This is a genomic window from Cryobacterium algoritolerans, assembly GCF_004402785.1.
Taxonomy (GTDB): domain Bacteria; phylum Actinomycetota; class Actinomycetes; order Actinomycetales; family Microbacteriaceae; genus Cryobacterium; species Cryobacterium algoritolerans.
In genome coordinates this window covers 34,141-53,624 of record NZ_SOFP01000079.1, presented here as the reverse complement: position 1 = coordinate 53,624, position 19,484 = coordinate 34,141, and the positions used below count along the sequence as shown (strand labels likewise).

General features: G+C 66.7%; 18 protein-coding genes. 7 read left to right on the top strand and 11 right to left on the bottom strand.

Features of this window, described 5'->3' with window-relative positions:
• Positions 1 to 222 precede the first annotated feature (222 nt).
• Positions 223 to 1,455, top strand: a complete 1,233-nt coding sequence (locus E3O19_RS16070) for a beta-ketoacyl-[acyl-carrier-protein] synthase family protein (protein ID WP_134569298.1) — start codon at positions 223 to 225, stop codon at positions 1,453 to 1,455.
• Between the two features lie 47 nt (positions 1,456 to 1,502).
• Positions 1,503 to 2,825, top strand: coding sequence for a nicotinate phosphoribosyltransferase (locus E3O19_RS16065; RefSeq protein WP_134569297.1), 1,323 nt, complete (start codon positions 1,503 to 1,505; stop codon positions 2,823 to 2,825).
• 96 nt (positions 2,826 to 2,921) lie between these two features.
• Here the strand turns inward: E3O19_RS16065 and E3O19_RS16060 are convergent, their stop codons facing one another.
• From E3O19_RS16060 to E3O19_RS18890, 3 genes are read right to left on the bottom strand one after another with little or no spacing between them, the layout of a single operon-like run.
• Positions 2,922 to 3,206, bottom strand: a complete 285-nt coding sequence (locus E3O19_RS16060; RefSeq protein WP_134569296.1) for a DUF3039 domain-containing protein — start codon at positions 3,204 to 3,206, stop codon at positions 2,922 to 2,924.
• Positions 3,207 to 3,248: 42 nt separating this feature from the next.
• Positions 3,249 to 4,823: a hypothetical protein gene (locus E3O19_RS16055; RefSeq protein ID WP_241981440.1), complete on the bottom strand. Its 1,575-nt coding sequence runs from the start codon at positions 4,821 to 4,823 to the stop codon at positions 3,249 to 3,251.
• A complete protein-coding gene (locus E3O19_RS18890) occupies positions 4,799 to 6,601 on the bottom strand; it encodes an ABC transporter ATP-binding protein (protein WP_420898633.1) in 1,803 nt (600 codons plus the stop codon). The genes E3O19_RS16055 and E3O19_RS18890 overlap by 25 nt, the downstream gene beginning before the upstream one ends.
• A 269-nt stretch (positions 6,602 to 6,870) precedes the next feature.
• Between E3O19_RS18890 and E3O19_RS16045 the strand changes: the two genes are divergently transcribed.
• From E3O19_RS16045 to E3O19_RS16035, 3 genes are all read left to right on the top strand, one after another.
• Positions 6,871 to 7,563 carry a phosphocholine cytidylyltransferase family protein gene (locus E3O19_RS16045; RefSeq protein WP_134569295.1) on the top strand — a complete coding sequence of 231 codons (693 nt, stop codon included), beginning with the start codon at positions 6,871 to 6,873 and terminating at the stop codon, positions 7,561 to 7,563.
• Positions 7,564 to 7,689: 126 nt separating this feature from the next.
• Positions 7,690 to 8,490: an ABC transporter permease gene (locus E3O19_RS16040; protein ID WP_241981439.1), complete on the top strand. Its 801-nt coding sequence runs from the start codon at positions 7,690 to 7,692 to the stop codon at positions 8,488 to 8,490.
• Complete coding sequence (locus E3O19_RS16035) at positions 8,490 to 9,236, top strand: ABC transporter ATP-binding protein (RefSeq protein ID WP_134569294.1); 747 nt, start codon at positions 8,490 to 8,492, stop codon at positions 9,234 to 9,236. The genes E3O19_RS16040 and E3O19_RS16035 overlap by 1 nt, the downstream gene beginning before the upstream one ends.
• Before the next feature lie 42 nt (positions 9,237 to 9,278).
• Here the strand turns inward: E3O19_RS16035 and E3O19_RS17890 are convergent, their stop codons facing one another.
• Complete coding sequence (locus E3O19_RS17890; protein ID WP_166804602.1) at positions 9,279 to 9,566, bottom strand: helix-turn-helix domain-containing protein; 288 nt, start codon at positions 9,564 to 9,566, stop codon at positions 9,279 to 9,281.
• A gap of 97 nt (positions 9,567 to 9,663) precedes the next feature.
• Between E3O19_RS17890 and E3O19_RS16025 the strand changes: the two genes are divergently transcribed.
• Positions 9,664 to 10,626: a hypothetical protein gene (locus E3O19_RS16025; RefSeq protein WP_241981438.1), complete on the top strand. Its 963-nt coding sequence runs from the start codon at positions 9,664 to 9,666 to the stop codon at positions 10,624 to 10,626.
• Here E3O19_RS16025 and E3O19_RS16020 read toward each other — a convergent pair.
• The 7 genes from E3O19_RS16020 to E3O19_RS15990 all read right to left on the bottom strand — a co-directional run bounded on the left by E3O19_RS16020 (position 10,623) and on the right by E3O19_RS15990 (position 18,089).
• Entirely contained in the window at positions 10,623 to 11,915 is a 1,293-nt protein-coding gene (locus E3O19_RS16020) for a hypothetical protein (protein WP_174776950.1), read from the bottom strand. The two genes, E3O19_RS16025 and E3O19_RS16020, sit on opposite strands and share 4 nt — an antisense overlap.
• Positions 11,916 to 11,986: 71 nt before the next feature.
• Complete coding sequence (locus tag E3O19_RS16015; protein ID WP_134569364.1) at positions 11,987 to 12,862, bottom strand: glycosyltransferase family 2 protein; 876 nt, start codon at positions 12,860 to 12,862, stop codon at positions 11,987 to 11,989.
• Between the two features lie 10 nt (positions 12,863 to 12,872).
• Entirely contained in the window at positions 12,873 to 13,685 is an 813-nt protein-coding gene (locus E3O19_RS16010; protein WP_134569290.1) for a CDP-alcohol phosphatidyltransferase family protein, read from the bottom strand.
• The gene (locus E3O19_RS16005; protein ID WP_241981437.1) at positions 13,682 to 14,743 is read right to left on the bottom strand and encodes a glycosyltransferase family 2 protein; all 1,062 of its coding nucleotides are present in this window, start codon (positions 14,741 to 14,743) and stop codon (positions 13,682 to 13,684) included. Before E3O19_RS16005 ends, E3O19_RS16010 begins: the two co-directional genes overlap by 4 nt.
• Before the next feature lie 129 nt (positions 14,744 to 14,872).
• Positions 14,873 to 16,654 carry a S1C family serine protease gene (locus E3O19_RS16000; RefSeq protein WP_134569288.1) on the bottom strand — a complete coding sequence of 594 codons (1,782 nt, stop codon included), beginning with the start codon at positions 16,652 to 16,654 and terminating at the stop codon, positions 14,873 to 14,875.
• Between the two features lie 50 nt (positions 16,655 to 16,704).
• Complete coding sequence (locus E3O19_RS15995; protein ID WP_134569286.1) at positions 16,705 to 17,274, bottom strand: hypothetical protein; 570 nt, start codon at positions 17,272 to 17,274, stop codon at positions 16,705 to 16,707.
• Between the two features lie 257 nt (positions 17,275 to 17,531).
• Positions 17,532 to 18,089, bottom strand: coding sequence for a hypothetical protein (locus E3O19_RS15990; RefSeq protein WP_134569284.1), 558 nt, complete (start codon positions 18,087 to 18,089; stop codon positions 17,532 to 17,534).
• A 104-nt stretch (positions 18,090 to 18,193) separates the two neighbouring features.
• Between E3O19_RS15990 and E3O19_RS15985 the strand changes: the two genes are divergently transcribed.
• Positions 18,194 to 19,396, top strand: a complete 1,203-nt coding sequence (locus E3O19_RS15985; RefSeq protein ID WP_134569282.1) for an aminotransferase class I/II-fold pyridoxal phosphate-dependent enzyme — start codon at positions 18,194 to 18,196, stop codon at positions 19,394 to 19,396.
• Positions 19,397 to 19,484: the final 88 nt, after the last annotated feature.

Sequence of the window (19,484 nt, the reverse complement as noted above, 5' to 3'; positions counted from 1 at the left end):
CTCCGTTCCCGACGAAGTGCCCGGCCGGCTGAGGGATCCGCGCGAGCACGGCTCGCCCGCCCCAGGCCGGCCGATTGTGGGCATATTCTCAGGGTCTGCCGAAAGGCCTTCACACGTGCCAGAGCGGGAATATGGGCGTAACTACACTCAAAATACGGGGCCCGCCAACCGACGGTAACCGCGCAGAATGACGTCACATTCGTCGTTTGAGGAGATGACCCAGTGAATGATCGAGTCGTAATTACCGGGCTGGGCGCCTTGACGCCGCTGGGAAACACCTGGCGGGAAACATGGTCGGGTCTCACAAACGGGCGGAGCGGGGTCGCTCGGATCACGCAGTTCGACCCCGACGGTCTGCCGACCCAGATCGCCGGCGAAGTGAAGAACTTCGTTCCGGCCGAGCAGATGTCCATCAAGCAGGTCAAGCGGGCCTCCCGCGCGTCCCAGCTCGCGATTGCCGCTGCCCGCGAGGCCGTAGCCGATGCCGGATACGGACCCTCCATGGAGGGAATCGACACCGCCGTGGTGGTGAACAGCGCTGTTTCCGGCTTCGCTGAGATCCAGGAGGCCACCGAACTTGTCAACTCCGGCGACTCGCGTCGCATCCCGCCGCGTTTCGTGCCGTCCTCGCTGCTGAACATGGCGGCCTGCGAGGTGGCGATCGACCTGGGCGTTCACGGCCCGGTCAACGCCAGCGCCCTGGCCTGCGCCAGCGGTGCATACGCGCTGCTCGAAGCCCGCACGCTTTTGATGATGGGGGACGCGGACGTCGTCATCGCCGGCGGCGTCGAAGCCGCCATCACCCCCGTCATGTTCGCCGGCCTCAATGCAATGCACGCGGCGTCCAAGAACAACGACTCCCCAGCGGAGGCGAGCCGCCCGTTCGACGCCGACCGAAATGGCCTCGTATTCGGCGAGGGCGCGGTCATCTTCGTGATGGAGTTGCTCTCCCACGCCAGGGCCCGCGGCGCCCGCGTTTACGCCGAGGTTCTCGGAGGGGCGCTGACCAGTGACGGCCACAGCATCGTGGCCCCCGAACCGACGGGGAAGTACGCCAGCCTGGCGATGACCAAGGCCCTCGCGAAGTCGAAGCTGAACCCGAGCGACATCGACTTGATCTGTGCGCACGGCACGTCGACCCAGGCGAACGACCGCGCGGAGTCCTCGGCCATCCGGCAGGCGCTCGGTGACTCCGCCGACGGAATCGCCGTCACTGCTCCCAAGTCGATGACCGGCCACCTGATCGGCGCAGCGGGAGCCCTGTCCGGTCTGCTCTGCGCCCTGTCGATCCGCACCGGGATCATCCCTCCGACGATCAATTACGTTACCCCCGACCCGGACTGCACCCTGGACTATGTTCCGCTGACCGCCAGGGTTAAGCCCGTCCGCTACGCCCTGGCGAACGCATTCGGTTTCGGCGGCCAGAACTGCATCGTCGCCTTCGGCGCCCTGTAAATCACCACCGGGACCAACCGCCGGTCGGTGCGGATAGGGTTTATCGGGTGACCGAATCCTCAGCATTCCGCACCGACCGATACGAACTCACCATGGTGGACGCCGCCATCCAGAGCGGCACCGCCGGTCGTGAGTGCCAGTTCGAGGCCTTCGCGAGGCGGCTCCCCTCCGGTCGCCGGTACGGAATCGTCGCCGGTACCGGGCGTCTCCTCGAGCTCATCCGCGATTTCAGGTTCACGGATGCAGAACTCACCTGGCTCGATGTCAACGCCGTCGTGCGCCGGCCCACCCTCGACTGGCTGGCTGACTACACCTTCCGCGGTGACATCTGGGGTTATCAGGAGGGCGAGGCCTACTTCCCCGGCTCGCCGCTGGTGACGGTCGACGGCAGCTTCGCCGAGTGTGTCATCCTCGAAACACTGATCCTGAGTGTGCTCAACTACGACAGTTCCGTCGCCGGCGCGGCAGCCCGGATGGTGTCGGTGAGCCTGGGCCGGCCGCTCGCGGAGATGGGCTCACGCCGCACTGGGGAGTACTCGGCCGTCGCGGCGGCCCGGGCCGCATACATCGCCGGTTTTGCGTCCACGAGCAACCTCGAGGCGGGGCGCAGTTGGGGCGTGCCGACGATGGGGACGGCAGCGCATTCGTTCACCCTGCTCCACGACAGCGAGGAAGAGGCGTTCCGCGCCCAGGTTGCCGCCTTCGGGGTGTCGACGACGCTCCTCGTCGACACCTACGACGTCTCCCGCGGTATCGACCTGGCCATCAAGGTGGCCGGTCCCGGCCTCGGCTCGATCCGGATCGACTCGGGCGACCTGCCGACAGTCGTCGCGGGGGCACGAGCGCAACTTGACTCCCTGGGCGCCGTCAACACCAGGATCACGGTCACCAGCGACCTCGATGAGTATTCGATTGCCGCGCTCTCCGCCTCACCGGTCGACGCGTTCGGGGTCGGGACTTCCGTCGTGACGGGCTCAGGCGCCCCTGCCGCCGACATGGTCTACAAGCTGGTCGCGCACCGGGACGACGCGGGCGAATGGGTGTCCGTCGCCAAGACCTCCACCGCCAAGGCATCGGTCGGCGGCCGCAAAAGCTCGGTACGGCGCCTCGATGCTTCCGGAATCGCCCGGGCGGAAATCGTGCTCGTCGGTGCGGCCGACGAGAACGTCGCCGACGTCGAGGCTCTCGACGGTCATGAGCGCGCCCTGCTCGTGCCGTTCGTCACCGACGGCGTCATCGACGAGGGCTACCTCGGGGCCGCCGGCACCGTGCGGGCCAGGACCCACAACGCCCGCGTCATGCAGGAACTGCCGATCGAGGCGTTCCGGCTCGGTCGGGGCGACCCCGTCATCCCCACGCTGTACCGATAGGACCGACGCTGTACCGATAGGACCGACGCTGTACCGATAGGACCGACGCTAACCCGATACGACCGACGCTGCACCGGTAGGCGATGACGACTGAGGCTAGCCCTTCATCTTCTCGTAGATGGCCTTGCAGGTCGGGCAGACCGGGAACTTCTCCGGGTCACGTCCGGGCAGCCATTTCTTGCCGCACAGGGCGCGCACGGGCTTTCCAGAGATCGCAGACTCGAGGATCTTGTCCTTGGGAACGTAGTGGGAGAACCGCTCGTGGTCGCCCGGCTCGATCTGCTCCTGGTTGATGAGTTCCTCGAGCTCGCGGTCAAGCGTGGAGGTGCCGCTGCCCGGCTGGCCCGGTTCTGCAATGCTCGCGCGAAAGTCTTCAGTCATACAAACATTGTAGGCAGGAGCGAAGGATCCAGTGTGGGCGGCTCAGGCGCGAATCGCGGACGCGAGCATCTCCGGACCACGCCGTTCGAACGTGCGAGCGCCAAGCCAGATCCCGCCGATGAGGGTGAGCAGGCCGACACCCACGCCCGAGAACAGAGCAGGGAGGTACCAGATCGGATCGGCGAATATGCCCAGGACGGCGAAACTGATCGACGGCAGCGACAACAGAATCGAGCCGGTGAAGGTCAGCGACTGGATCATCGCCGCGGCGGTGTCGGTTGATTGGGGCTGGGTGAACGGGCTATCCCCCGGTTTCGTCGATGGGTATGGGAACCGGGCCGAAGTATAGCTCGAAAAACCGAGCCCGGTGAGGAGGATACAGGTGCTCACACCGAGCACGGACGGCAGCACGGTCCAGTCACCGAAGAACGAAACGCTGACCGCCGAGCCGATCCCGATCAGGGGGATGCCGACGAACAGGGTCGGAACCAGGCGTCCGATCCGGTCGGCGAATCCCCGGGTGCCGGACGCGACGTGGAGCCAGATGGCCGTGTGGTCGTAGGCGACATCGTTGTGCATCGTCCAGCCGAGGAAGATGCACATCAGCGGGACCGGCAGCAGGGCCAGGTACGGGAGGGAAACCCCGGCGAAGGAGAGGGGAAGGATGACCAGGACGGGGATGACAGGGATCATGACCAGCGACATCCAGTACCGCGAGTCCCTGCCCCAGTAGGTGAGACTGCGTGCAGCGATGACGCCGATCGGGGTGTGCGGCATGCGGTCGAACCAGCCGAGGCCGCCGTACTGGCGGGCCTGGGCCTCACGGCGCGGGGTGACGAGCATCCGTGCGACCAGCGCCTGCCAGGCCAGCCACAGAAGGTAGACCGTGGCGGCCGAGATGAGCAGCTTCAGGACGGCCGGTCCCCACCCACCGGTGGCGGCGTCGCCGGGGACCGCCCATGCGGCACCCAACGGCGTCCAACCGAGGATCGCCGAGAGCCCCCCGAGCAGGTCGAGGCCGTAGCGCTCCCAGTCGAGGTTGAGGATGAGCAGGACGACCGGGGCCACCATCACCAGGAGGAGCACACCGATGATGCCTGTGAATTCCCGGGACCTGCGGGTCGACAGGACGAACGCCGCGATCGAGGTGCTCACCCGGGAGGCAAGCAGGCAGGTCGCCAGCAGAAGGGCGGCCGCCACAATGGCCAGCAGCGTCTCGACCACACCCCGCGACCAGGTCACGATGGTGCCGAGGAGCACGAGCGCCAGCACGAGGGCCGGCACTCCCAGCAGGGAGGCGAGAGCCAGACCTGCCGACAGCCGACGATTCGGGATGCCCATGGTGGCGAACTTCCGTGGGTCCATGCTGTCGTCGATGCCGAAGACCAGCGGAACGAGGAAGAACCCGAGTACGACAATTGACCCCGCGACAACCAGTCCGTCGCGGATTGTGATGACATCGCCGACGAATCTGAGTCCGACCAGCACGACAAGAAGACCGACGGCGACGGCGAGGCCGTAGAGGAGTGCTATCGCGATGCCGGCGACTTGCCAGGGACTGCGCCGGAACAAGTTCGCGAGCAGGCGAAGTTTCAGTCCGAGAAACTGTGCAGCCACTCCATACCCTCCGCAACCTTGCGTCCGCCGGCAAGCTCGATGAACCGCTCTTCAAGGGTCTTTTCGCCCCGCACCTCGTCGATGGTGCCGGAGGCGAGAACCGCCCCCTGCACGATGATGGCCACGTGGTCGCAGACCCGCTGGATCAGGTCCATGCCGTGGCTGGACAGCACCACTGTGCCGCCGCTCGCCACGTACTTCTGCAGGATCTCAGTGACGTTGACCGCGGAGACCGGGTCAACAGACTCGAAGGGTTCGTCGAGCACGAGCACCCTCGGCGAGTGGATCATGGCGCAGGCCAGAGCGATCTTCTTCGTCATCCCGGCCGAGTAGTCGACGACGAGCCGGTTGAGCGCGTCTTCGAGGCCGAACGCCGCGGCCAGATCTGCCGACCTCTTGCGAACTGTCGCTCCGTCGAGTCCGCGCAGGACCCCGGAGTAGTAGAGCAGCTGTGCCCCGGTGAGTCGGTCGAACAACCGGAGCCGGTCGGGCAGCACCCCGATAATGCGCTTGGCTGCGATGGGGCTGCCCCAGACATCGATGCCGTGCACCTGGACGGTGCCCGCGTCGGGCCGGAGGAGTCCGGTGATCATGGAAAGGGTTGTTGTCTTTCCAGCTCCGTTTGGTCCCACGATGCCGTAAAAGGATCCCTCGCGTACCTCGAGATCGATCCCGGACACGGCCACGGTGTTACCAAAGCTCTTCTCCAGCCCCGTCACCGAAAGTACGAGCGGGGTAAGCGGTCCTCCCTGGACCGGTGTTGTCGACTTCGGACTCCGCTTGGCCCCGGTGCGCGACGATCGTGCCGCCGCCTTACGCGGTGCGCGGACGGCCACCGCCGTGGGTGTCGCGGCATCCGCGTCCGGCACCACGCCGGGGACCGCATCCTCGGGTGGAGGTGTTTCGGCGTCCGAGGCAGGCGGGACGATAGTCTCCACGGCCTCATTGACCGGTTCGAGTGTCGCGGTCTCAGGCACCGACGCCGCAGCCTCTTCCGCCTCAGGGGCGCTGGGTTCGGGTGTCGCGACATTCGCCGAGGTCGGCTGCACGGAGTTCGAAGCTGCGGGCTCGGCGACGGGCGGCCCAGCGACAACGAGCTCGGCGACGGCTAGCTCAGCGGCCCTGGTCTCGACGCCGGTCGGCCCGCCAGGAGTGACCTCGTCGGATGCCGGCTCGTCGACGGACCGGCCAAGCGACGAAGCGAGCACCGCGGCCCTCGTCGCCGCGGCCTTTGCGGCGCGCGCCTTCGCCGTGTCGGCACGTGCCGCACTCGACTTGGCCGCCGATTCTGACCTGGCGATGGCCGTGCGGGTAGCCGTTGCCTTCGCGGCCGCGGACCGGGCGGCGAGCGGCGTTGCCGCCGCGGAATCCTGCGCATCCGGACCAGATTCCGCAGATGATGGGGCCTTGGCGCGCGCGGTCGTGGGGCGGGCGGCGGGCATGCGCGCCGCTGGCCTGGTCGCCCGGGGCTTCGCCGCGGCCGAGCCGCTCGCCGGCTTCGGCGCTGTCCCAGCGGATGTCGTCGGGGCTTCCGAGTCGGCGGCGATCGGCGAGGCGGCGGGCTTGGAGCGCGCAGCCGGGGTTCGGTTGGCGCCCGTCGGACGGGCCGAAGTCTTTCGAACCGGGGTCTTGCGCACGGGCCGTTTGGTTGCCGCGGGCGTGGACACCGTAATGTCGTGCTCGTCCGTTGTATTCTTCGTTTTCGCAGGGGTCCCAGCCACCACGGGCGGGACACTCGTCGGCTCGTCGGGCTCGGAGTTGGGGGGCACAAGAGTCACCCCGCTAACCTACCAAGGACCGTCGGACACCGCAGGTTCACCGGTCAGCCGACGACACACAACGGAGCGGGAACGGTGCCCGTCGTGACGGAATGAGCACGCTCCGTAACCGCCTCTTCCCCCCGATAGAGGCCATAAGGTAGACTCATGCTGGCATAACGGCGTGTCTATACGTGAACTTATGGGTGAACCCCGGACAAACTTGTGAGAAACAAGAGTCTTATGCATCGGATGCAGGGGTCGCTCGAATCTTTTTTTAGGAGACAATCGTGACCACCCAGGTAGTCATTTTGGCAGCAGGCATGGGAAGCAGACTCGGTCGTTCGCTCCCGAAACCGCTCACCGAACTCAACGACGGTCGAACGATCATGCAGCAACAGTTCGACAACATCGCGCACGCCTTCGGCAAGAAGGCCAAGGTCACGATCGTGGTCGGCTACAAGCTCGAGCACATAATCGAGGCGTTCCCGCAGGCATCCTTCGTGTACAACGAAGAGTACGACCAGACCAACACGTCGAAGAGCCTGATGCGCGCGCTGCAGGCGTCGAGCACCGGCGGCGTGCTGTGGATGAACGGCGACGTCGTCTTCGATCCCGCCATCCTCGACCGCGCCGCAGCGATGGTCGCCCGCGACCAGTCGTTCGTCACCGTCAACACCTCGAAGGTGTCCGATGAAGAGGTCAAGTACACCACCAGCGCCGAGGGCTACATCAAGGAGCTGTCCAAGACCGTCAAGGGCGGGCTCGGCGAAGCGGTCGGCATCAACTACATCTCGAGCGCCTACAAGGCGATCCTGCTTCACCACCTCGCCAAGGTCGGCGACCAGGACTACTTCGAACGCGGCATCGAACTCGCCATCGAGAAGAACAATCTCCTCGTCGAGCCGCTCGACATCTCGGACTTCTACGCAGTCGAGGTCGACTTCGCTGAGGACCTGGAGCGCGCGAACCTCTACGTCTAGAGCAGACGTCGACATCGAAATCGCCCCCCGGCACCGATCAGGTGCCGGAGGGCGTTTTTCATGTCCGGGACTCGCTGCATCGGAGGTTGCAGCCGCGCCGGGCCGGCCTCACCTACGATTGGTTGAGTGAGTAGTTATGCGGAAGTGCGGCCCGAGCAACGCACGTCGTTTGCGCGCTACCGGCATTCTCTCTGGCTACTGACTCAGCGGGACCTGCGGGTTCGCTACTCGACGTCGCTGCTGGGCTACTTCTGGTCGATTCTTGACCCGCTCGTGATGGCCGGCATCTACTGGTTCGTCTTCACCCAGGTGTTCCACCGCGGAGCGGGCCACGAGCCGTACATAATCTTCCTGCTCTCCGCCCTCCTGCCCTGGATGTGGTTCAACGGCACCATCTCCGACTGCACCCGTGCGTTCCTGCGCGAGTCGAAGCTCATCCGCTCCACCCGGATCCCCCGCACCATCTGGGTCAACCGCCTGGTACTGTCCAAGGGCATCGAGTTCCTGGCCTCCGTCCCGGTCCTCCTCTTCTTTGCTGTACTGTCCGGCGCGCCGATCACCACGGGGGCCTTCCTGTTCCCACTGGCCATCCTGATCCAAACCGTGCTGACCGCCGGGATCGGGCTCATGGTCGCGCCCCTGGTCGTCTTCTTCCGCGACCTGGAGCGAGCCGTCAAGCTCGTGCTCCGGTTCCTGTTCTACGCCTCCCCGATCATCTACAGCACCTCGGACCTCCCCGGCCAGCTGCACTTCTGGGCGGCACTCAATCCGCTGAGTGGGATCTTCAGCCTCTACCGGGCGGCATTCTTCCCCGGAAACCTGAACTGGCTCACCGTCGGCATCAGCGCCGGAATTTCTTTGGCCCTGCTCGGCCTCGGGATCCTGGTTTTCAAGCGCACCGAGCGCGCAGTCCTGAAGGAGATCTAGTGGCGGCGCCAGTCATCTCGCTGACCGGGGTCGGCATCCGTTTTCGACGAAACCGCCGCGGTCGTCGCAGTTTCAAGGATCTATTCGCCGGCGGGCGGCGGCGCAGTCGGCCCGACGAATTCTGGGCGCTCCGAGAGGTCTCATTCACGGTCCAGCGCGGCGAGGCCATCGGCGTTGTCGGCCGCAACGGACAGGGCAAGTCGACCCTGCTGAAACTGGTCACGGGCGTGGTCCTCTCCGACGAGGGTACCGTGCACGTCACCGACGGGGTCGCGCCGTTGATCGAGATCACCGGCGGTTTCGTGGACGATCTCACGGTGCGGGACAACGTCTACCTCACGGCGGGCCTGCACGGCATGACCCGGGCCCAGATCGACGCGCGCTTCGACGACATCCTCGACTTCGCCGAGATCGGCGACTTCATCGACACCCCCTACAAACACCTGTCCAGTGGCATGAAGGTGCGGATCGCATTCGCGGTGATCTCTCGGCTCGAAGAGCCCATCCTCTTGGTGGACGAGGTGCTTGCGGTGGGTGACAAGGCGTTCCGTGAGAAATGCTATCGACGGATCGAAGAACTCCTCGCGGGTGGGCGCACGCTGTTCTTCGTCTCCCACAACGAACGCGACCTTCGACGTTTCTGCACGCGCGGCCTGTACCTGGACAAGGGCGCCCTCGTGCTCGACGGGCCCATCGACGAGGTCCTCGGTCTCTACAACACGCAGTACGGCATCAAGCCCGCGTGAGCGGGGACCTGGCCGGTCAGCGCGACGGGTCAGCCCGATGGGTCAGCGCAGCCGCCGCACGAGAGCTGCCTCGCGATCATCTCGGCTCACCGGCAGGTGCTCAGCCGAGAATCCGCTCATCAGCTCGCCTGGTTCGAGCCCGAGCACCGTGGCGAGTCTGATCAGCGTGTGGAACGTCGGGTTGCCGTGGCCCCGATCGATGCGGGCATAGTTCGACACGTTCAGGCCGGCCAGGTGGGCCACCTCCTCCTGGTTGAGTGACAGCTGGCGGCGTCGCAGACGGAGGCGATCACCCAGGATGCGGGATGCTTCGGAGGAAGGCTCTGGCATCCTCCATCTATAGGCTCGGCGTGAGCATCCCGCCAGTGCTCCGGCAGATGTCCGCACCGGCACGTAAACTCGTCGGGAGTCTAAGGAGAGCAGTTCGATGGCAAGGAAACCCAAACCAATCGTGTCGACCACAGGTGGACTGCCCCAGGGTGGCCAGCTGCCGCCCGCCATCACAAAAGGCTTCGACCGGGTCATGGCGATCCACCGCCCGGCGGTGCTCGCGCATATCCGGTCCATCCGCCGCCGATCACCCCACGCCGGGCCCGTGGAACTCGTGCAGATCCTGGAACGGCGCTACCTCGCCGCTGTGACGACCGGGGGCGCGGCCGTCGGCGCGACGGCCCTGATACCCGGCGTTGGAACCGGGATCACGCTTGCCCTGTCCGGAGTCGAAACGGCCGGCTTCCTCGAGGCCACGGCCCTCTTCACCCAGTCCGTGAGTGAGGTGCATGGAATCTCCGTCGACGACCCAGAGCGGGCGCGGGCGCTGGTGATGACCATGATGCTCGGGCATGAAGGCTCAGACCTGGTGCGCCAGCTCGCCGGCCAGTTTTCCGGAAACGGTACCGCGCGCACCGCGTATTGGGGGGAACTCGTGACGACCAGCCTCCCCCGGGCCATCATGGGGCCGCTCTCCGACCGGCTGCAGACCGCCTTCATCAGGCAGTTCGCGGCCGCCGGCGGCGCGAGCCTGATCGGAAAGGCCCTGCCGTTCGGGGTCGGCGCGGTCATCGGTGGCGCCGGCAACCACATTCTCGGTAGGCGGGTCATCCACTCGTCGCGGATGGCATTCGGGCAGGCCCCCGCCGGGTTCCGCCCCGAGCTCGACCCTCGGGCCAGGGCCGTCATGGTGCGGGAAATCGAGGTGCGGGAGGCTGCGGTGCAGGAGACCGCCCTGCTCGCTGGACGCTCCGGCAGGCTCATTCAGCGCGGCCGCGGAAAGCTCGCCAAACTGCCCGGCCTGGTGCCGACGGCCCTGCGCCGCGCCAGAGCAGAACGAGAAACCGAGGGCGGGGCGTCCGGTGTCGCACCGGATGGTGCCGGGCATCCTCCGGTCTAGCGGCCGTCGGCGGCGTCGACCGGGGTCACCGGGCCGGCTTCGAGAGCGTCGACACTTGTCGCCGCCGGGTGCATCACATTGAACCGGTCCCATTCATCCATCAGGTGCTGAACCGCGGCTTGGAAGCGTTCCGTGGCGACCCCTGCACCCGTGTCACCGAAGTACCGCTCCACCCACACGGCCAGCCGTTGCGCCACCTCGCTGTCCTGAGACAGATCCTCCAGAACACGCACAATGTCGCCGGCCTCGGCGGCGTCCAGCCACTCGCAGTCAGAGAGATACCCGCTCGAGTCGATCTGGGCGTCCGGGTTCACCGGGCGCGTCACCATCAGCGCCTTTCCCGCGGCGAGGCGGTCATACACCATGGCCGAGATGTCGACGATGGCCACGTCAGCGACCGAGAGTTGCCACCCGAGGTCGGGACTCGCGTCGTAGATGTGCCTCGCGGAAGCGTCACGCGAGTTGGCAGCCGCGATCGCCGTGATGATTCGGCGGTTCGCGGCCGCGTACTCGGTGTCGATGACACCGCTGCGCGGGTGAGGACGGTAGATCACCCGGTGCCGTCCCGTGTCGAGCAGGGCTGACACGAGCGCCATACCGTGCGTCCCGATCGATCCGTAAGCGGCGGCCGGGCGATCTCCTTCCCAGGTCGGGGCGTAGAGCACCACCTGGCGTTCGTCCGGGGTGTAGGGGAGGGTCCCGCTGTAGTGGTCGGCCTGCGGTCGCCCGATCTTGATCGCCCGTTTGTCGAAGTCGTAGTCCCAGAGCACCTTGTCGAGGCGGGCCAGCGCGGCATCCCCGGCGACGAAGGCGTAGTCGTAGGCCTTGATCTGGTTCGTGACCATGTACACCTTGTCGCTTTCACCATGGTTGATGAAAACGTGCCAGCGACGCCCGTAGTGCATCATCTGGAAGTTCCGCGGGTTCTGGTTGACGTACAGCACGATCCGGATGTCCTGCTCCTCGAGCACCCGCTCGAGGTCGGAGACCTTCCGCACGTAGGCGACCGGAACGGGTGCCTCGTCGATGAGCGGAAGGGCCCCGCTGCCGCTTCGGCTGAGAATCAGAACCGGCCACTTCTCGGCGAGCTCCGCCAGCGGTTTGTACCACTGACGGATCTGGTAGAGGTTGACACCACCGTCCGCGAAGTAGACCGCAATCTTGAAATGGTGGTCCTGCTTGAGATCGCGCATCGCAAGACGACCGTTCAGGAGACGCTGCGCCTTGCGCGATGCCGTGACGTCCTTCAGCAGCTTGAACGCAAGCCCGACGTCTTTTTTTATACCCACCAGTCAAGAATACCGATTGCGGCAGGCCCACGGCTCCCCGTGACCCCCGAACGGGTGTTCGGCGGCCACCGTCAGACGATGGGCGGACGCCCGGCCAGGGTCATCCGCCACACGGTGCCGGCCTTGAGCGGGCGGCGCTCCCCCGGGTCGCTTGTCCAGCCCTCACGAAAGCCACCGAACCAGGCCCGGAGAGCAGGCCGATTGCGCGACCAGCGCAGCAGCTGGATGCCCAGCCAGGCGCCCGCGTAGACGGGCACGAGCGGGGCGGGAAGGTTTCGGCGGGCGAGCCAGACCCTGTTGCGGGCGTTGAGCCGATAGTAATCATCGTGCCGGGTCTGCTGGATCACCGGGTGATTTGCGACGAGGTCTCCCGCGTACCAGGTGCGAAGGCCCAGATCCCAGACGCGCCAGGCCAACTCAATGCCCTCATGGGCATAGAAGAACGGTTCCGCCCAGCCCCCGGTCGCATCGAAGACCCCCCGGGGCAGGAGCACCGCGCCCTCCCACACCGAAAAAACGTTGCTGGAGTGGGTCGCTTCACCCTTGCGGATGCGCGGGATCCAGCGGCGGGGTGAGGTGAGACCGGAGGGGTCGACCACCCTCGGCTGCAGAAGGCCGATGGTCGGGTCGGCGCGGAGCATGGCTATCGCCTCGCTGAGAAAGCGAGGGTCGGGGATGCTGGCGTCGTCGTCCAGGAAGAACAGGAATTCACCGGCGACAGAGGAGACCCCGCGGTTGCGCCCGGCCGGAATACCGAGATTGGTCGGCAGCCCGAGGGACTTCACCCCCGCCGGCAATCCGGTCGGCTGCCAGCCGTTACCGACGCAGACGATATCGAGGCGCACGTCCTGCTGGTCGAGCAGTGAACGGATGCCGCGGGCCAGGTCTCCCTGCCGCGTCCCCTGGGTGAGCACGACGACGCCGACCGTCGGCGTGACCGGCCCCATCGGGGTGGCCTCAGGAACGGACACGCTTGGAGGCCATGATGGCGACGAAGTGGCCGACCAGGGCTAGGAACGACAGCGGGATGAGCACGATCAGCACGACCCGGTCGACGAGGGGTTCACCCGCGAAGCTGCCGAGAATGGCCGCCACAAAAATCAGGATGGTGAGTTCGACCGAGTGGTACAGGCGGTGGAACGGCACGAATCGGGCGAGGCGGCGCACCTGGGCGAGGCGGCTGGAGGTGAGGGTCTTCTCGCCGCGAGTGTCGGAAAGTTTTGTGAGCCCGGCGTTCGCCCTGGCCACGTGCACCATATCGTTGAGCGCCTTGTTCAGCACGATGATGAGTGCGAGGAGCAGGGCGAGGGTGGTCCAGAGCAGGTCCGCCGGGGCCTCGAACGGAAATGCCGCCGCCCTGATGCCGAACGCGATCGGAATGAGCGCCTCGGTCGTGTAGTGGCCGACCTTGTCGAGGAACACCCCCGCCGGAGAGGATTCCTTGCGCCAGCGGGCCACCTCACCGTCGCAGCAGTCCACCAGCATCTGCAGTTGCCCGAGGATGAGCGCCAGGAGCGCGCCCCAGACGCCAGGGATGAGCAGCGCCGCGGCCGTCGACCAGCCGACCAGGATCATCAGCCCCGTGACCCCGTTCGCGGTGATCCGGGTCTTCAGCAGCATCCAGGTGATGTAGGGAGAGATGTCGCGCAGGTAGAGCGAGGCGGTCCAGTGCTCGGCGTTCGCCCGCAGGCGTACCTCGGGCGGCTGCGCCACGGCCCGCAGCTCGGCAATCGAAGCCGGTCGAGCGGACGCTGGTGTTCCTGGCGTCATGGGTGCCTCCCGGTGTGGGCCGTGATGTTGTTGGTGAGATTGAGATACCCGAGCAGGAATCCGATGCCCCAGCAGAAGTGGATGCACGGCAAGACTACGAGAAACCAGAGCCCGGCACGAAACTCGTCCGGGCGGGTGACGGCCACGGTCGCGATGAGCACGATGAGCAGGTAGGCCCCCGGGGCGACGAATCCGAGTAGCAGCCACGGTGCCGTGCCGGCGGGCAGAGCGGCTATCCCGGCCCCGCCGAGAAGCAGGCCGAGCACAACGCCGACCACCATCACTGGCGGGGCGAAATAACGGATGCCGTTCGCCGCCGGGAAGCGCCGGGCGAGTTCGCCGCGCCAGAGCCCGGTGGAGACCATCTGCCTGGCGAGCCGGGCGAGGCTCGGGCGCGGACGGTAGACCACGCGCAGTCGGGGCGTGAACCAGACAGTTCCCCCGAGGTCGCGGATGCGCCGGTTGAGTTCCCAGTCCTGGCCACGTTTGATGCCCTCGTCGAAGAGGCCGACCCGCACCAGGCTGTCCATCCGGAAGCAGCCAAGGTAGACCGTCTCCGCCTTTCCATCAGGGCCGCCGACGTGCAGGGGCGTGCCACCAAGGCCGATCTTCGTACCGTAGGCGCGGGCGACGGCCTTCTGGAAGGGGTTCTCGCCCTGGGCGTCCATGACGCCGCCGACGTTGTCCGCCCCCGTGCGTTCAAGGGTTTCCACCGCGATGCGCGCGTAGTCCGCCGGCAGCACAGAATGGGCATCCACCCGGATCACGACCGGGTATTGCGAGGCCCGGATGGCAATGTTCAGTCCGGCCGGCGTCGACCCGACCTCGTTGTCGACGACCCGGATCCGCGGGTCGACGGAGGCCATTTCCTCGACGAGTTCGGTGGTGCCGTCGATGCTCGGCCCGAGGGCGAGGGTGACCTCGAATGGTCCGGTGTAGTCCTGGTGCAAGAGGCTGAGAACGGCATCACGGACATGGGTCACGTCGTTGAGCACGGGCATCACGTAGGAGACTCCGAGCAGCGGTGTGTCTCCGCGAGGTGGCACCTGGCTGATCATTTTTGCATTCCTCCGGAGGGTCGCTTGAGCCTACCAGCCGTGACTTTGCCGCCATACGTGGCCTGCAGAACGCAGAACTGCGCCGCCGGCAGAGAGCCGGCGGCGCAGCGGGAAGGAAGCAGCGCTCGGTCAGCTGGCGAGCTGCCCGACGGTGACGGACACGGTGCTGGACTTGCCGCCACGCACGAAGGTCAGTTCGGCCTTGTCGCCCGCCGCCAGCCCGCGCACCTGCGCGGTCAGGTCGTTGGCGTCTGTGATCGGGACCCCGTTGAAGTTGGTGATCACGTCACCCTTCTTCAGGCCTGCCTTCTCTGCGGCACCGCCCGAGGAGACTTCGCTGATCAGGGCGCCGACGGTGGTGCTCTGAGGGTCGCTGGCCGCGCTGGTCACGCTCGCGCCGAGCAGGCCGTGGGTGGCCTTGCCGTTGGCGATCAGTTCATCCGAGACCCGCTTGGCCAGGTTCGACGGAATGGAGAAGCCGACGCCGATGCTCCCGGACGCTGAGGTGGATGAGCCGCCGGCGTTGGCGATGGCCACGTTGATGCCGATCAGCTCGCCCTTGGCGTTGAGCAGAGCGCCACCGGAGTTGCCGGGGTTGATCGCGGCATCCGTCTGGATGACCGACAGCGAGATGCTGCCCGAATTGGACGTGCCCTGCTTGGACTTGCTGCCGTCCTTGTTTGGCAAATCGAAGAAGAACGGGCTCTGGCCGTCTGGCGTGGTGGTATCCGGCGTCGTCGGGGCGGCAGACGAGGCAATCGAAATGCTGCGGTTGAGCGCGCTGACGATGCCGTCGGTGACCGTGCCGGCCAGGCCGAGCGGGGCGCCGATGGCGATGGCCGTGTCACCGACATTGATCTTGCCGGAGTCGGCGAATCTGATCGGGCTGAGCCCCTTGGCGTCGGTGAGCTTCACGACGGCGAGGTCGGAGATCGGGTCGGTGCCGACGATGGTGGCGGCATAGAGTTTGCCGTCACTGCTCTTGACCTGGAGGGTCGCGTCGGCGGCCGCGCCGTCGAGGGTGACGACGTGGGTGTTGGTGAGCACATAGCCGTCTTCGGTGAGCACGACTCCGGAGCCGGTGCCGCCGGAGTTGCCGCTGCTGGCCTCGATTGTTACGACGCTGGGCGACGCCTTCGCGGCCACGGCGGTGATCTGGTTGACGCTGTCGGTGTTGTTGACCACGACGCTGCTCGGACCCTGCGCCTGGTTGACAGGGACGCCGTTGTTCTGGTTGGTCAGCACGAACGCCGTCACGCCTGCACCGGATGCTCCGCCGACCAGAGCTCCAATGGCCAGCGCCGCGATCAGGGCGATGCTTGCCCTGCGCGTGGCCGGGTCCTTGACCGGACCTGAACCGGGGGTGTGGGGAGGCAGGCCGTTCGCGGTGGCGTACGCCTGAGGCGTGGCATTCGGCGCGTGGTAACCGGGGGCGGAGCCGTCGGTCGGCATCGGACGGCCGAAGGCATCCGTGGCATAGGGCGCCGTCGCCTGGGCCTGCTGAGGCGGGTGGAACTGGCCGGCGTCAGCATGCGGAGCAGCGGATGCCGGCTGGGCCGCATCGGCGAGCACCTCGGTCGGCTGCGCTTCGGGGGGGAAGGACTCCGCGGGCCGCGGCTGCTCCGGCTGGGCCTGTTCCGGCTGGGCCTGTTCCGGCTGGGCCTGTTCCGGGTGAGCCTGTTCCGGGTGGGCCTGGGCGGGCGCGTCTGGCGAAGGGACGGGAACAGCCGCGTTCTCCTCGGCGGGAGAGATGGTCTCCCCTGCGGCATTGACTTCGAACGGAATTGCGCCGTTGCGAGGATCAGGGGTAGTACCGGAGTCCTGCGTGTTGTCGGTAATGGTGTGCTCCTTCCAAGCGATGCCAGCTTTGCGCCCGAACCTGAGTGAATGGTTTGTGCAGGCTGGGAGCATTCAATGATGAAGCCGTGACCTTGCTTGCAGGTCTCGCCGCGACCGCGCCGTCAGCAGCCCGGGCCCGCCGCGCCGGCGGTGCACTCCCGGTTGACGAGCACAGTGCGCGCTTCGGCTACGACCACGCTCAGCGGGGTCGTCGAGACCGCCAGAGTGCCGCGCACCCCGCGCCAGTCACGGCCGGCGAACCGGTACTCGGCCGAATAGACAACGCTTACGGTGATCGAGCGACCACCGGATGCCGTGAAGATGTGGCTGGTGGGCGTGTCGGAGAACTCCGGAAGGCCCTGGTCTGCCCAGGTCGCACCGGCACTGCTGGTGTCCAGGCTCTGGCCATCCCCGAAATCCCAACTGAACCGGATGGGGGTGAAACGCACCTCGGCCGGAAAACCGAGCAGCGATCCTGAGCGGATGTGCACGGTGGCCGCGGCGATGAAGTTGGTGGGCAGGCCGACCACGCTCCAGCCGCGGGGCTCCATCCGCCGGTTCGGCGCTGCAGGCCGGAAGTTGACGAGGTCGCTGACGCTCACGATCAGGTTCGGGTCGCAGGGAGTGCCGGCGACGCAGTTGATGGTGAACCCGTCCCGCACGATCGTGCCCGGGCCAGGTACCGTTGCCACGCCCTGCTGTCCTCCGCCACCCACCGCCGAGTCCCCCGCACCGCCCCCAGCGTCGCCGCCGGCCCCGCCACCGCCGCCAAAAACGGTGTCGTAACCGGCGGACAGGTCCACCCCGCCGCCGTTTACCGTGCCAGCCGCCGGAGGCGGATCAGTACAATTCCCTTGTGATGCGCTCCATCCCACACACGAGGCGGTTGCCCAGAGCGAGTTTGCCAGCGATTGCGTGGGAGCGGCGCATAAGACAAATGCGACCGTCCCTAGCAGAAGTTTTTGCCTGACCATGACTCTGAGGTATCCACGATGAGTTTCTGCGCAGCAGTATCCAAAACAAAGTTCACATGAAGCGGGAACCGCGTCGCCCGGTCGGCTGGAATCGAGCTCTCGCCATTGGCATCGACCACGTCCGTTTTCGAAACGTCCAGACAGAGATAAGCCTGAATCATCCCCGTCGATAGGTCGGCTGACTGGACTGTCAATGAATCGAATGCGAGCTCGCCGACGCCTCGTAATCCTTTGGACGCCATGTCCACGAAGGAAGCTGTTTCCGATTCAAGGGCCTCGCCGGCCGACACTCGGGACATTCTCTCCGGCAATGAACCGCCTTCATGGCCGATCAAACTCGACATCTCCTGGTAGGCGGCGTAGGCCGCCGTGGCCGCGGCGAGGGCTTCGGCGTCCGAGGCGAAGACCGGGGCATCCGTCGTCGTGGTTGATGGCAACGGCGCCGCCGGCTGCCGTGTGCATCCGGAGAGCGCGAGCGTGACGAGGACAGCCATGGCGCCCATGACCGGCCGGCAACGACTGACGAACCGCATGCGGCCACCGTAGAGCAGTTTCGGCGCCGCGGGGCGAATTTTCCACAGGCCGGAGGTCGGCCGCGCACGCCGATGTCGTAGCTTGGAGGCATGCAGGCGAGACGATGACCATTCCCGGCGCCTGGCGGCGCACCGCACGAGGTGCGGGCCTTCTCGCCGAAGACGGCACGGTCACGGCAAGCATCTTCGCGGAGATGAGCGCCCGCGCGGCTCGAACCGGCGCGATCAACCTCGGCCAGGGATTCCCCGACGAGGACGGACCATTGGAGGTGCTCGAGGCCGCGCGGCAGGCGATCAGCGACGGCGTCAACCAGTACTCGCCCGGGCGCGGCCTTCCGGCGCTGCGCGAGGCGATCGCCCGGCATCAGCACCGCTTCTACGGTCTGACCGCCGACCCGGAGACCGAGGTCCTGGTCACTGCGGGGGCGACAGAGGCCCTGGCCGCCACAATCCTGGCGTTGCTCGAACCCGGCGACGAGGTCGTCACCTTTGAGCCCTTCTACGACGCGTATGGCGCCCTGATCGCGCTCGGCGGCGGCGTGCATCGCACCGTGCGACTGCGAGCGCCCGATTTCCAGCCCGATCTTGACGAGCTGCGGTCAACGATCAACGACCGCACCCGGCTGATCATCGTCAACAACCCGCACAACCCCACCGGCGCGGTCTTTCCGGTTGGAACGCTCCAGCTGATCGTGGAACTCGCCGAACGGCACGACGCCGTGATCGTCACCGACGAGGTGTACGAACACCTCACCTTCGGCGTGGCGCACATCCCCATCGCCACGCTTCCGGGGGCCGGCGAGCGCACGGTCACCATCTCCTCCGGCGGCAAGACCTTCAACACCACCGGCTGGAAGATCGGCTGGCTGACGGCACCGGCGCCGCTGGTCACCGCGATCCTCGCCGTGAAGCAGTTCCTGACCTACGTCAACGGGGCGCCGTTCCAGCCGGCGATCGCGGTCGGCCTCGACCTGCCCGCGAGCTTCTACACCGGAATCGCCGCCGACCTTGAAATCAAGAAGGACGTCCTCGAACGTGGGCTCACCGCGGCGGGATTCACCGTCAGCCGGCCGCAGGGCTCGTACTTCATCGTGGCGGATGCCGCCCCGCTCGGCTACCCGGACGGCGCCGAGTTCTGCCGAGCCCTGCCCGGCCTCGCCGGGGTGGTCGCGGTTCCGATCGCTGCCTTCTGCTCTCCGGAGCACCGCCCCGAATACGCCTCTCTGGTGCGTTTCGCCTACTGCAAGCGGGTCGACGTGCTCGAGCGGGCCTCGGAGCAACTGGCCCGGCTCACCGCCCGCGCGTAACTCCCGCAATTCCCGGGTCGCGGCACCCGTCTTCATGCGGCCGATCCGGGAAGCCGTCAGAATCTGCAGGAGTTATGCGCGGGGGGGA